This window comes from Tepidanaerobacter syntrophicus, from assembly GCF_001485475.2.
Lineage (GTDB): Bacteria > Bacillota > Thermosediminibacteria > Thermosediminibacterales > Tepidanaerobacteraceae > Tepidanaerobacter > Tepidanaerobacter syntrophicus.
The window spans coordinates 321347-335020 of the sequence record NZ_DF976999.1 but is presented as its reverse complement, the minus strand read 5'-3'; the positions used below and the strand labels follow the sequence as shown (position 1 = coordinate 335020).

Below are 13674 nucleotides of genomic sequence, written 5' to 3'. Positions count from 1 at the left end.
CGGCAACAAAGGACCCCTAGACCATTAAAGTGGTTTAGGGGTTTTAGTATTTTAACTATTATTTAACGGGAGGAAATTTGTAATGATTAAGGATACTGAAAAAAATATGAACAAGATAGTTTCACTTTGTAAGAAGAGAGGATTCATTTTCCAAAGTTCGGCTATATACGGAGGGCTTGCCAATACTTGGGATTATGGACCACTAGGAACAGAACTTAAAAGAAATGTGAAGAATTTTTGGTGGAAAAAAGTAGTTCATGAAAGAGATGACGTAGTAGGTCTGGATAGTGCAATTTTGATGCACCCTAAGGTTTGGGAGGCCTCCGGCCATGTGGCAGGCTTTAATGATGCTTTAATAGATTGCAAGCAGTGCAAATCCAGATTTCGAGCGGATCATCTTATAGAAGATGCACTTGATATGCATGTTGAGGGTAAAAAAGTTGACGAACTTACAAAAATAATTCATGAAAACAACATAAAATGCCCAGTATGCGGCAGCGTAGCATGGACAGAAGCCAGGGTATTTAACTTAATGTTTAAAACATATCAAGGGGTTACAGAGGATTCAAGCTCGGTAGTTTACCTTCGTCCCGAAACAGCCCAAGGCATATTTGTAAACTTCAAAAATGTTTTGGACTCTTGCCGCATGAAACTGCCATTTGGCATTGCTCAGATAGGAAAATCTTTTAGAAATGAAATAACACCAGGTAATTTTATCTTTAGAACAAGGGAATTCGAGCAGATGGAGTTGGAGTTTTTCGTAAAACCCGGAGATGACCAAGAATGGTTCGAATACTGGCGCAAGTTTACAATGGAATTTTTTACATTGCTCGGAGTAAGGAAGGAAAATTTGAGACTAAGAGATCACTCACCTGAAGAACTTTCACATTATTCTAAAGCCACAACCGATCTTGAATATAAATTCCCCTTTGGTTGGGGTGAATTGTGGGGCGTTGCAAACAGAACCGATTATGACTTAACACGCCATATGGAATATTCAGGTAAATCTCTAACATATTTTGATCCTGTAGAAAATAAACAAATAGTTCCATATGTAATTGAGCCTTCAGTTGGAGTAGACAGAACAATTTTAGCTGTTTTGTGCGATGCATATGACGAAGAAGAAGTCGAAGGCGAAACTCGAGTAGTGCTTCACCTAAAGCCAAGTCTTGCACCTATCAAGTGCGCCGTGCTTCCGCTTTTAAGGAAAGAACCGCTGGAAGAACTTGCATTAAAAATTTATCATGACCTAAAAAAACATTACAATGTTGAGTATGATAACACAGGCAGTATAGGTAAACGCTACCGCAGACAGGATGAAATCGGGACCCCCTTTGCTATTACCATAGACTTTGACAGCTTGGAAGATAATAAAGTTACAATAAGAGACAGAGATACCATGCAGCAGGACAGGGTAGAAATAGAAAAAGTGAAGGATTACTTAAAAGAAAAACTAAATCTTGAGCGGTGACCACAAATGAAACTCAGTATTACAATAGTAGAGTCAGCAGCTGAAAATGCGCCGATTGTTTTAAGAGGAAGCTATACCGAAAATATCCAAAAAGCGGCACAGATGGGATATGATGCGGTAGAAATCCATGTAAAAGACCCAAATACGTTAGATATCAAGGAGATACAAAAGGCATGTGATAAAAACAATATTGCAGTTTCTACTATCGGAACAGGTATGGGTTATGGGATCGATGGATTAAGTTTTACAGATCCGGATGATGATGTAAGAGAAAGAGCCGTAAAAAGAATATTTGATCATATTTCTGCTGCAAAAAAGCTTAACGCGAAGGTAATAATAGGTTCAATGAGAGGCACTATTATAAATACAAATGACCGCAAAAAATACGAAAATTATGCTCTTGAATGTTTCTATAAGGTAATTAATTTTGCAGAAAAAAACAATGTCACTATCTTAAATGAGGCAATAAATAGGTACGAAACAAATTTCATTAACAATGTTGAAGAAAGCCTGAAGTTTATCAAAAAAATAAATTCACCGCATCTTAAAATACATCTAGACACGTTTCATATGAATATAGAAGAACCCGATATGAGAAAAAGCATACTTAAAGCAAGAGAATTCTTAGGACATTTTCATTTTGCCGACAGCGATAGATGGTATCCCGGCCATGGCCATATTGACTTTAGAAGTATCATCGAAGCATTAAAAGATATAAAGTATGATGGTTTCATAGCTTTTGAATGTCTGCCATTTCCTACACCTGATGTGGCTGCAGAAAAATCAATAAAAAACATCAAACCTTTATTATAAGCAAATTTAAAGCTTATTTTGTATGTCTGGAATGGGCGTCATTCTAAGCGGGAACAGCAGAAAAAGTGCGATTAGAATTAGATTTATTGCGAAAAATTAGTAGAGAAATACGATAGAAGGCTACTTATAGTTAAGTAGCCTTCTATACATATAGAAATTCACTAATCACTCAAATACTTTTAAAGGTGCCAGGGCTTCCTGAATTTCCTTTTTGATTTTCTCCAAACCCTCAGGTGTTTTTGATTCACATCTTACTATAAGCTCGGGGCCGGTATTTGAACTTCTAACAAGTCCCCAGCCGTCAGGAAAAACTATTCTTGCTCCGTCTACATCGATTATGGGGTATTTGTCTTTGAAGAAGTTTTTTACGGCCTCCACTTTACCCAACTTTTCTTCATCAGGACACGGGACCCGAATTTCCGGTGTGGAATAGTATTTAGGAACATCAGCCAGCAGCTCAGAAAGTTTTTTGTCGGCGTTGGATAAAATCCTCAGCAGTCTTGCTGCGGCATAAAACGCATCGTCAAAACCATAGTATTCATCTGCAAAAAACATATGCCCGGACATTTCACCGGTAAATATAGCTCCAACTTCCCGCATTTTTGCCTTTATCAGTGAATGACCTGTTTTATAGAACATAGGCTTGCCGCCTAGTTTTTTTATTTCATCTACCAAAGCTTGAGAACATTTTACCTCTACAATTGCTATGGCACCGGGGTATTTTGGCATTATCTCCCGCCAAAATAATATCATCAGCATATCGCCGTAAATTATATTTCCTTTATCATCTACAACGCCGATTCTGTCACCGTCACCGTCGAATCCAATACCTACATCCAGTTTTTCTTTCAAAACTAATTCTTTAAGATCTGCTAAATTTTCGGGTTTAACCGGATCGGGAAAGTGATTTGGAAAAGTAGGATCAGATTCGCAGTATAAAGGATATACATCGACACCTAAACGAGTAAAAAGCTTTTCAGCAAAAAGAGATGCAGTGCCGTTTCCACAATCTATGCCGACCCTTAGACTTTTTGAAAGCTTTACTTTTTCACAAATCATATTTATGTAATCTTCGCAAGGATCTTTGCAGCTCAAAGAGCCGTTTCCTGAAATAAAGTCATCCTTTTCCATCATTACCCTAAGCCTTTGAATATCATCTCCATAAAGCGTCGCCGGGCCGTATGCCACCTTAAAGCCATTAAACTCCGGAGGGTTATGACTTGCAGTTACCATAATACCCGGATTTATATCATAATGCACACGCGCAAAATAAAATATTGGAGTCGTAACCGTCCCTATGTCTACCACATCGCATCCTGAAGAAAGCAGCCCTTCAATGACAGCTTTTTTGAGTGCCGGCGAAGATTCTCGGTTATCACATCCTACAATTGCGCAGTGATGGCCTCCTCTTTGCGCAAATGTTCCAAAGGCCCGGCCCAGCCCCCTTGCAAATTCTTCATCCAGTTCCTTTCCTACAATACCTCTGATATCGTACTGCCGGAATACATATGGATTCAGCTTCATAATATTGCCCCCTTAACCCTAAACCATACTTGTGTCTAAAGTTGTTATAATCTTTTTGTAATATAAATTATAACATATTCCTATTGATTATTCCAAATTGTTATGTTAATATTCCTTTAACGATTTAATATACTAAAGGATGTGCAGCAATGCCAAGATATTTCAGAAAACCGGCAGGGGTAAAAGATTACTTGCCTCCCCAAGTCCGCAAAAAAAATCGCATCGAAAGCGCAGCTGCTGAAATTTTAAACAGTTGGGGTTATGAAGAGATAACAGCACCTTCTTTTGAATACTTAGAGACATTTGCGCGGAGCGGTCAGCATGGCTTTGCCGAAAAGGTGTTTAAATTTTTTGACAGACAAGGCAGCGTTATGGCGCTAAGACCGGATATTACCACATCTATTGCAAGAATGGTGGCAACTCACTACAGCGATCACAACTTGCCTTTAAGATTTTGCTATATGTCTAACGTTTTTAGATTCCAGGAGATGCAAAAAGGAAAAGACCAGGAGTTTTATCAAATAGGCGCTGAGCTGATAGGTATCCCGGGTATTGAGGCTGATATTGAAATTATACTTCTTGCATCTTCAATCTTAGAGAAAGCGGGAATAAGTGACTTTATAATAAATGTTGGACACACGAAGTTTTTAGAAGGCCTTTTAGATGAAGTAGAAGGAGACTCTTCTTTAAAAGATAATATAGCATGGGCGATTAAAAATAAAAATTTTGTTCTGTTAAAAGAACTAGTTGAATCTAATGAGCTTGAGACTTCGGCGAAGGAAATATTTTTATCTCTTCCGTATTTCTATGGAGGCCCAAAAATATTGCAGGAGATTAGAAAGTTTTCTCTTAATGATAAATGTAAAATGGCAATATATGAGCTTGAGGAGCTTTGGAAGATAGTAAGAAAATTTGACAACATAAGTATAACCTTTGACCCGGGGCTTGCCCGAGGAATGGATTACTATACCGGAATAGTGTTTGAAATATATTCACCGGAAGCCGGATTTCCATTAGGGGGAGGCGGCAGGTACGATAATCTTTTGGACAAGTTTAACGGCTCAAGGCCTGCTACTGGTTTTGCCCTTTCAGAAAACAGTATTCTTACTATAATTGACAAAAAAGTTGAAGATGATTATAAACCTTTCTATCTTTTCTATATGCCGGAAAAATTTGCCGATGCCCTAAATAAAGCAGAAGAAATGAGAAATCAGGGCATGATAGTTAAAATGGTCTCTGTAGAAAAAGATCACTGAAATATTAATTTAGTAAGGAGAGTTTTCTTTGGAACTACTTAAAATCGCATTTTCAAAAGGGAGAATTTTAGAAGAAAGCCTGGAGCTCTTTAAAAAGATACAAATGAACTTAGAGGAGATTAGCGAAAGCTCGCGGCGGCTGTTTTTTGATTTTGAAGATTATGGGCTAAGGATAATCTTAGCAAAACCGTCAGATGTTTCTACGTATGTAGAACACGGCGTAGCCGACGTGGGAATTGCCGGCAAAGACATACTATTGGAAAACAAAAATGAGGTATTCGAGCTCCTAGATTTAAATATAGGAAAGTGCCGGATGGTAGTAGCAGCTCCGTCCGATATGCCAGAAGGTGCGCCGATTTACCGAGTTGCCACAAGCTACCCGAACATAGCAGAAGAACATTTTATAAAGCAAGGATTTCCGGTAGAAATAATAAAGCTTCACGGCTCTGTTGAGCTTGGACCGATATTGGGACTTTCTGACGCTATTGTGGATATTGTTTCAACAGGGATGACACTTAAAAAAAATAATTTGAAAATAGTTGAAGAAATATGTCCGATAAGCAGCAGACTTATTGCAAATCAGGTTAGCTTTAGGATAAAATCTGATATGATATTGAGCTTAATGGAGAAATTGAACAAGATTGCATGATTTTACAGTAGAATATTAGTCTTCAAAGGTGTATAATTATGCAATATGGAAACTGTTAAGGAGGAGATTACTATTACAGCACAAATTACGCGTTTTGTGCGCGAAGATATATTAAATCTTGTTCCGTATATGCCGTCAAATGAACCCTGCAAGATAAAACTTGACGCAAATGAAAGTCCATATGACGTGCCTCTTGAAATAAAAGAACGGATATGGAAAAGGCTTATGGATGAGCACTTTAATTACTATTATGATCCCACCTGTGACGAAGTCAGAGAAAACCTTTCAAAATATACAGGTGCAAAGTTTGATCAAATATTTGTAGGCAGTGGTGGCGACGAGGTAATCTATGACATAATTATGGCCTTTGCAGGCCCCGGTCGCGATGTTATAATTCCATTTCCTACATTTTCAAGCTATGAAATCTTTTCAACAATTGCCGGATCCAATGTCATCAAAGTTCCCCTATTAAAAAAACAAGAAAAGGGTAAATGCTTTTGGGATATCCCAATTGATGATATAAAAAAGCATTTCACAAAAGATAAACCTCAATTGATGTTTTTGTGTCATCCCAACAACCCGACGGGTGATTATTTCGATGACGACAAATTAGAAGACCTGATAAGAGATTTTAACGGAATAGTGGCAATAGACGAAGCTTATTTTGAATTTGGGGGCAAGACATTTGCCGACAGTATTTCAAAATATCCAAACATCATAGTCATTCGCACGTTCTCCAAGATATTTTCCTTGGCAGGGCTGCGAGTAGGATACGCTATAGGCCATGAGGATGCGATAGCTCAGCTGTTTAAGGTAAAAATGCCTTACAATGTCAGTCTTTTTTCGCAAATTGCAGCAGTAGAAATGTTAAGGCAAACCGATTGGCTTAAAAAAGTGCAGCAAGAATTTATAAAAGAAAGAGAGCGGCTGCAAAATGGCTTAGAAAAGATTGACGGTGTAACGGTATATCCGAGTTCCGCAAACTTTTTCTTATGCGAGCTTAAAAAACCCAGGGATATGGTATATGAGGAACTACTAAAGAAAGGCATACTTACTCGCCGCTTTGGCGATGATGTGCTTAAAGATTGTCTGCGCTTTTGCATAGGTACCCCTGAGCAAAATGATTTGCTTTTAGCATCCTTGAAAGAAATAATGAGCTCTAAGTAAAAAGGTGGGTTTTAGATGCGAATTGCTGAAAGTATAAGAAATACAAAGGAAACACAAATAAAACTTAAGATAAACTTAGACGGAGAAGGAAAAAGCTCTATTCAAACACCGGCCTTTTTTCTAAATCACATGCTGACGCTTTTTTCACGTCATTCTCTTTTTGACTTGGATATTGAAGCTAAAGGCGATGTGGAAGTAGATTTTCATCACATAACAGAAGATATTGGAATAGTGTTGGGAGAGACTTTTGCTAAAGCATTAGGGAAAAAAGAAGGCATTGGCCGATATGGAAGCTTTTATGTGCCCATGGATGAAGCCCTGGCTTTTTGTGCTGTGGATATTAGCGGCAGGCCGTTTTTATTTTTTAATGCAGATTTTAGCAAAGATAAAGTAGGAGATTTTGATGTGGAGCTTGTAGAGGAGTTTTTCAGAGCTTTTGCAAGTAGTGCCTGTATTACCCTTCATTTAGATGCGATAAGAGGCCAAAACACCCATCATATAATCGAAGCCCTTTTTAAGGCATTTGGAAGAGCATTAAAAGATGCAGTGCGTGTCGATCCAAGAGAAAAGGGAGTCCCGTCTACTAAAGGCGTCCTTTAAAAAACCGTGAATTTTGCGAGGTGAACCGATGAACATATACCCGGCCGTAGATATTATGGGAGGCAAGTGCGTAAGACTTGCCCAAGGTGATTTTTCAAAGGAAACCGTTTATTTCGAGAATCCCGTTGATGCTGCAAAGCACTGGCAAAGCCAAGGAGCGCAGTGGATTCATATAGTAGACTTAGATGGTGCAAAAACCGCTTGTCCTGTTAATTTTGATATAATAGAAAAAATACGCAAAGATGTTTGCATAAATATTCAACTTGGCGGCGGCATAAGACATAAAGAAACAGTTGAAAGATATTTAAACCTCGGAATAAACCGCCTGGTTTTCGGGACCTCAGCCGTTAATAATCTAAAGCTTATAGAAGAAACTATATCAGAATCTGGGCCTGATAAAGTGGCAGTTGGCATAGATGCGCGAGGCGATGAAGTAGCTGTTGAGGGCTGGATAAAGGATTCCGGCATAAAGGTGGAAGAATTACTTAAAACCCTTAAAAATATTGGTGTAAAAACCATTATTTATACTGATATTTCCAGAGATGGCATGATGCGGGGACCGAATATTGCGGCCATCGAAAAAATTTTGGACTTTGGTGGTTTTTCTGTAATTGCCTCCGGAGGTATTTCCTCTATAAAAGATTTAGAAAAGCTTGCAAAATTAGAAGGGCATGGCCTGGATGGGGCGATTATAGGAAGGGCACTGTATGATGGCACTCTGGATTTAAAGTCAGTATTAAAGAAGTTTTATTTTAAAAAGGGAGTGTGCCAAAATGAGTAAGAAAAAAATCATTGCCTGCCTTGACATGAAAGATGGAAGAGTAGTAAAAGGTATCAATTTTGAAAATGTGGAGGATATGGGAGACCCTGTAGAAATGGCAGCCTTTTATGATAAAGAAGGTGCCGATGAAATAGTATTTTTGGATATATCGGCAACAGTGGAAGGCAGAAAAACCATGGTTGATTTGGCAAGGAAAGTTGCAGAGAAAGTAAATGTGCCCTTTACAGTAGGCGGTGGGATATCTACACTAGAAGATATTGAAAAATTACTGGAAGCAGGAGTTACAAAGGTTTCTATAGGAACTGCAGCAGTTAGGAATCCTCAACTTATAAGTGAAAGCGCTAAGAAATTTGGAAGTGAACATATCGTTTTGGCATGTGACGCAAAAAAGAATAATGGAGGCTGGGAAGTTTACATATATGGAGGAAAAGAGCCAACAGGGCTTGATGCAGTCGAGTGGTGCAAAAAAGCTGCAGAACTTGGAGCAGGAGAAATTCTTCTTACAAGCATAGATGCAGACGGTGCTCAAAATGGTTATGACATACCACTGACTCGGGCAGTAGCAGAGGCGGTAAACGTGCCGGTCGTAGCTTCCGGAGGGGCCGGGAAGCTGGAGCATTTTAAAGATGTGTTAGTAGAGGGTAAAGCGGCAGGAGCTTTAGGGGCATCAGTTTTTCATAAGGGAATCCTAAAGATTAGCGAAATCAAAGAATATTTAAGGTCTCAAGGAGTAGATGTGTAGAAATGATCGATATAAAGTACGGCGAGAATGGTCTTGTGCCTGCGATAGTCCAGGATTACAAAACAAAAGAAGTGCTGATGCTGGCATACATGAATGAGGAATCGCTGATGAAGACTTTAGAAACAGGAACGGCTTGGTTTTACAGCCGCAAGAGAAAAAGCCTTTGGCAAAAAGGCGAGACCAGCGGTAATTTTCTCTATGTAAAAAGTATTTTTTATGACTGCGACGAGGATGCTCTTCTTCTAAAAGTAGATGCAGCCGGACCAGCCTGTCATACAGGAAATGTTTCTTGCTTTTACCGGAGCTTAAAGGATGCAAAAGAAGCTGAAGAAACTGAAGAAGAAAACTCTTCCGGCACGCTGGAATTCTTAGATGAGCTTGCCGAAATAATAGACTCGAGATTTTCCGAAAAGCCTGAGGCATCTTATGTAGCGAAGCTTTACAAAGGCGGCAGAGAGAGAATATTAAAAAAGGTAGGGGAAGAGGCAGCGGAGGTAATTATAGCTTCTATGAGTCAAAAGAAAGATGATATAGTATATGAATCAGCCGACTTAATTTTTCACTTGCTTGTTGCACTGCGCTATGACGGGATATCATTAGAAGAAATTGCAGATGAGCTTGAGAAGCGGCACAAGCAGCGTTCTTGACAAAAAGCCTAAAAATTTGTATAATAAAAACAGTCGACGAAGCTTACAAGGCTGATGGTTTCAGAAATACAGGAGATATAGTAGATAAACATAGCAAGCGAGAGATACAACTCGCAAGAAAGAAAAAACATTTAATAATCACTGTTCCTGGTTTTTGACACCAAATTGATTCTCAGGTATACTAAATATTGTCTTTAGGGCGGATAGCTCAGCTGGGAGAGCACGTGCCTTACACGCACGGGGTCACAGGTTCGAGCCCTGTTTCGCCCACCAAATATGCGGCCCAGTAGTTCAGTTGGTTTAGAACGCCAGCCTGTCACGTTGGAGGTCGTGGGTTCGAATCCCATCTGGGTCGCCATTATATTAGCCTTGGTAGCTCAGTCGGTAGAGCAGAGGACTGAAAATCCTCGTGTCGGTGGTTCGATTCCGCCCCAAGGCACCATAGATGTGCGGAAGTGGCTCAGTGGTAGAGCATCGCCTTGCCAAGGCGAGGGTCGCGGGTTCAAATCCCGTCTTCCGCTCCATTTTTCTATTATAATTGTATAATTGTTTTAAGGATTTACTTTGGCGGCATAGCCAAGTGGTAAGGCAGAGGTCTGCAAAACCTTTACCCCCAGTTCGAATCTGGGTGCCGCCTCCAAAATAGATTACGCCGGGGTGGCGGAACAGGCAGACGCACAGGACTTAAAATCCTGCGGGAGTTAAACCCCGTACCGGTTCGATTCCGGTCCCCGGCACCATTCGAAATCATAATATTATCAGATAATTTGGGCGCTTAGCTCAGTGGGAGAGCACTTCCTTGACGCGGAAGGGGTCGTAAGTTCAATCCTTACAGCGCCCACCATTGATTTAAATAATTTCATATAAGTTTTGACAGATATCGGCGCGGAGTATTTTGGACTTTTTGCGGCGGTTTTTTTATTCTACAATAAGCCTTCTCTCTTGAAGGAAAGGTGTATATATGCTATCATATTAGCGATGGACTAATTTAATATATAAATGAGCTTAATTACACAAATTTAACAAAAAGGAGAAACGGTGATAAGTTCTATGAGCCAATATGTTCAACTGGCATTAATGCCTTTAATCGGAGCGCTTATAGGATGGGGCACTAATCTTTTTGCAGTAAAGCTTATTTTTAGGCCGCTAAACCCTATCAAAGTTCCCGTTTTTGGTATCGAGATTCAGGGCTTGATTCCAAAACGCAGGCTCGATATATCAAAAAGCATTGGTGAAGCCCTGGAAAAAGAAATCATATCCACAGAAGAAATTATAGAAAATCTTGCCTCTGAAAAAAACAAAACTGAGTTTATGGAGTATATTAAAAATCTGATAGCAGCAAAAATCACAGCTAAACTTCCGGCTATTATACCTACAGGGTTGCGAAATTCCATAGCAACACATATAAGTAGTGTCATAGGGCAAAATGGGAATGATATTTTCGAGGAAATAAAATCTAATCTTGTTACTAAAGCAAAAGAAGAACTAAATTTGAAAGAAATGGTAGAAGAGAAGATTAACTCTTTTGATTTAAAGGAATTAGAAGATCTTATTATCCAACTTGCAAACAGAGAGCTAAGGCAGATTGAAGTACTTGGCGGAGTGATGGGGTTTTTAGTAGGCATTTTTCAAGCAGGTATTACCTATGTCCTGATGTAAGAATAATGCTTTATACCTTGACAATATAAGCTTTTAAGATTTATAATTATGAAAATCACTAGACAAGCAAACCAAATAATTGATTGTGAAGCAATGACGAGAAGAGTAAGTTTGCAAAGTTCCAAAGAGAGGGGCCGGCAGCTGGAAAGGTCCTGGAAACAGCAAGCTGAAAACCAACTCTGAGCCTTTCACGGCACAGGCCTTATAAAAATGAGTTTAAATTAGGGTGGAACCGCGGGAAAACCTCTCGTCCTTAAACGGATAGAGAGGTTTTTATTTTTCACTGCTCAAAAGATAAAAGAAAGGACAGTTGTGTAATGGATGAAATTAAAGTAACTTTAAAAGGCGGAGTTGAAAAACTCTACAAAAAAGGCATTTCGCTTTTGGAAATTGCCCAGGATATAAGCCCGAGACTTGCTAAAGAGGCCCTGATAGCAAAAGTCGACGGCAAAGCAAAGGATCTTAGCGTGAAAGTAGACGAAGATTGTAATGTCGAGATACTAACATTTGAAGATGAGGAGGGCCGAAAGGCTTTCTGGCACAGCACTTCACATGTTATGGCGCAAGCCGTAAAAAGGCTTTTCCCCGAAACTAAGCTTGCTATAGGTCCGGCCATCGATGAGGGATTTTACTATGATTTCGATAGAGATGAAAGCTTTACACCTTCGGATCTTGAAAAAATAGAAAACGAGATGGCGAAAATAGTCGCCGAAGATTACCCCTTTTGCCGCATAGATGTTACAAAAGAAGAAGCTTTATCGGAATTTAAAAAGATGGGTGAGCCTTATAAGGTAGAACTCATTGAGGCACTGCCGGAAGATGCGCCGATAAGCTTTTATCAGCAGGGAGAGTTTAAGGATTTATGCGCAGGTCCCCATATTCCATCTACCGGCAAGATAAAGGCATTTAAGCTTACAAGTCTTGCAGGGGCATACTGGAGAGGCGATGAGCGCAATAAAATGCTTCAGCGTATTTATGGCATTTCTTTCCCCAAAAAATCTATGCTGGATGAATACCTAAAAAGAATAGAAGAGGCAAAAAAGCGAGACCACAGAAAACTAGGAAGAGAATTAGACATTTTTAGTCTTCATGAAGAGGGTCCGGGGTTTCCCTTCTTTCATCCGAATGGTATGGTGATTTGGAATCTGCTTACGGATTTTTGGCGCAAAGAGCATACAAAAAGAGGCTATAAAGAGATAAAAACGCCTATAATATTAAACGAAGAGCTTTGGAGGAGATCCGGCCACTGGGATCACTACAAGGAAAATATGTATTTTACTCAAATAGATGGAGAAAATTATGCCGTAAAGCCGATGAATTGCCCGGGAGGCATTCTTATGTACAAGACAGATTCTCACAGCTACAGAGACCTGCCGATAAGGCTGGGAGAGCTGGGGTTAGTGCATCGGCATGAACTATCAGGGGTACTTCATGGCCTTATGAGGGTCAGATGTTTTACCCAGGATGATGCTCATATATTCATGACGCCTTCCCAGATTGAAGATGAAATAATCGGTGTTATAGATTTGGTAGACTATTTCTATCAAATATTTGGTTTTGAATATAATGTAGAACTTTCCACAAGACCGGAAAATTCCATGGGGTCAGATGAACTGTGGGAGCAGGCAACCTCAGCGCTTCAAGGAGCTCTTGAGAAAAAAGGGATGCCTTATAAGATTAACGAAGGGGACGGAGCATTTTACGGCCCAAAAATCGATTTTCACTTAAAAGACAGCTTAGGCAGGACATGGCAGTGTGGCACTATTCAATTAGATTTTCAAATGCCGGAGCGTTTTGATTTGACATATATCGGACAAGATGGCGAAAAACATAGACCGGTTATGATTCACCGTGTGATATTCGGAAGCATTGAGCGTTTTATAGGAATTTTAATCGAGCACTATGGAGGAGCTTTCCCTGTTTGGCTTGCTCCCGTTCAGGCAAAAATTCTTCCTATAAGTGAAAAACATTTAGATTACGCCTATAAAGTGAAAAAGCAACTGGATGCAGCCGGCATTCGAGCCGAAGTTGATGAGAGAAATGAAAAGATAGGCTATAAGGTAAGAGATGCCCAGATGAAAAGGATTCCTTTTATGCTGGTTACAGGTGATAAAGAAGCCAGTGAAAATACAGTTTCTGTCAGAACCAGAGAAAAAGGGGATACAGGCTCAAAGTCTATTGAAGAATTTATAAATGAAGTTAATGAACTTGTTTCAAAATTTAATTGACTATAAATGTAACATGTGATATATTTACGAAGGTAACAAAATAAAAACTTTTGCAAAGTAGAAGAGACTTCTCACCTTGTGGCGAAAGCTTACAAGGTTGCTATCCGTAAGATTATTATTTCTTGGGGCGAGAAGAT

Annotated in this window: 12 protein-coding genes and 7 tRNA genes; 18 read left to right on the top strand and 1 reads right to left on the bottom strand. The window is 39.5% G+C overall.

Annotated features, from left to right (window positions below):
• Nucleotides 1–82 precede the first annotated feature (82 nt).
• Nucleotides 83–1471, top strand: a complete 1389-nt coding sequence (locus TSYNT_RS02455; RefSeq protein ID WP_059031559.1) for a glycine--tRNA ligase — start codon at nt 83–85, stop codon at nt 1469–1471.
• A gap of 6 nt (nt 1472–1477) precedes the next feature.
• Complete coding sequence (gene iolO / locus TSYNT_RS02450) at nt 1478–2284, top strand: 5-keto-L-gluconate epimerase (protein WP_059031558.1); 807 nt, start codon at nt 1478–1480, stop codon at nt 2282–2284.
• A gap of 165 nt (nt 2285–2449) precedes the next feature.
• Here the strand turns inward: iolO and TSYNT_RS02445 are convergent, their stop codons facing one another.
• The gene (locus TSYNT_RS02445) at nt 2450–3808 is read right to left on the bottom strand and encodes a phosphomannomutase/phosphoglucomutase (RefSeq protein ID WP_059031557.1); all 1359 of its coding nucleotides are present in this window, start codon (nt 3806–3808) and stop codon (nt 2450–2452) included.
• Between the two features lie 149 nt (nt 3809–3957).
• On the opposite strand from TSYNT_RS02445, the gene hisZ reads away from it, so the two are divergent.
• The 16 genes from hisZ to thrS all read left to right on the top strand — a co-directional run bounded on the left by hisZ (nt 3958) and on the right by thrS (nt 13537).
• Complete coding sequence (gene hisZ, locus TSYNT_RS02440) at nt 3958–5064, top strand: ATP phosphoribosyltransferase regulatory subunit (protein WP_059031556.1); 1107 nt, start codon at nt 3958–3960, stop codon at nt 5062–5064.
• Between the two features lie 28 nt (nt 5065–5092).
• On the top strand, nt 5093–5713 hold the full coding sequence (gene hisG, locus TSYNT_RS02435; protein ID WP_059031555.1) for an ATP phosphoribosyltransferase: 621 nt from the start codon (nt 5093–5095) through the stop codon (nt 5711–5713).
• Between the two features lie 45 nt (nt 5714–5758).
• A complete protein-coding gene (gene hisC, locus TSYNT_RS02430; RefSeq protein WP_059031554.1) occupies nt 5759–6880 on the top strand; it encodes a histidinol-phosphate transaminase in 1122 nt (373 codons plus the stop codon).
• 15 nt (nt 6881–6895) lie between these two features.
• On the top strand, nt 6896–7480 hold the full coding sequence (gene hisB, locus TSYNT_RS02425) for an imidazoleglycerol-phosphate dehydratase HisB (protein ID WP_059031553.1): 585 nt from the start codon (nt 6896–6898) through the stop codon (nt 7478–7480).
• Nucleotides 7481–7508: 28 nt separating this feature from the next.
• Entirely contained in the window at nt 7509–8261 is a 753-nt protein-coding gene (gene hisA / locus TSYNT_RS02420) for a 1-(5-phosphoribosyl)-5-[(5-phosphoribosylamino)methylideneamino]imidazole-4-carboxamide isomerase (protein WP_059031552.1), read from the top strand.
• Nucleotides 8254–9003 (top strand): imidazole glycerol phosphate synthase subunit HisF, encoded by a 750-nt coding sequence (gene hisF, locus TSYNT_RS02415; RefSeq protein WP_059031551.1) that lies wholly within the window; start codon nt 8254–8256, stop codon nt 9001–9003. Before hisA ends, hisF begins: the two co-directional genes overlap by 8 nt.
• Before the next feature lie 2 nt (nt 9004–9005).
• Nucleotides 9006–9650: a bifunctional phosphoribosyl-AMP cyclohydrolase/phosphoribosyl-ATP diphosphatase HisIE gene (gene hisIE / locus TSYNT_RS02410; protein WP_059031550.1), complete on the top strand. Its 645-nt coding sequence runs from the start codon at nt 9006–9008 to the stop codon at nt 9648–9650.
• Nucleotides 9651–9847: 197 nt separating this feature from the next.
• Nucleotides 9848–9923: transfer RNA gene (locus TSYNT_RS02405), tRNA-Val, on the top strand.
• A gap of 7 nt (nt 9924–9930) precedes the next feature.
• Nucleotides 9931–10008: transfer RNA gene (locus tag TSYNT_RS02400), tRNA-Asp, on the top strand.
• Nucleotides 10009–10016: 8 nt separating this feature from the next.
• Nucleotides 10017–10092, top strand: a tRNA-Phe gene (locus TSYNT_RS02395).
• A gap of 7 nt (nt 10093–10099) precedes the next feature.
• Nucleotides 10100–10174: transfer RNA gene (locus TSYNT_RS02390), tRNA-Gly, on the top strand.
• 42 nt (nt 10175–10216) lie between these two features.
• A tRNA-Cys gene (locus TSYNT_RS02385) sits at nt 10217–10290 on the top strand.
• 11 nt (nt 10291–10301) lie between these two features.
• Nucleotides 10302–10390, top strand: a tRNA-Leu gene (locus tag TSYNT_RS02380).
• Between the two features lie 29 nt (nt 10391–10419).
• Nucleotides 10420–10494, top strand: a tRNA-Val gene (locus tag TSYNT_RS02375).
• A 206-nt stretch (nt 10495–10700) separates the two neighbouring features.
• Nucleotides 10701–11309, top strand: a complete 609-nt coding sequence (locus TSYNT_RS02370) for a DUF445 domain-containing protein (protein ID WP_059031702.1) — start codon at nt 10701–10703, stop codon at nt 11307–11309.
• 326 nt (nt 11310–11635) lie between these two features.
• A complete protein-coding gene (thrS, locus tag TSYNT_RS02365; RefSeq protein WP_059031701.1) occupies nt 11636–13537 on the top strand; it encodes a threonine--tRNA ligase in 1902 nt (633 codons plus the stop codon).
• Nucleotides 13538–13674 lie beyond the last annotated feature (137 nt).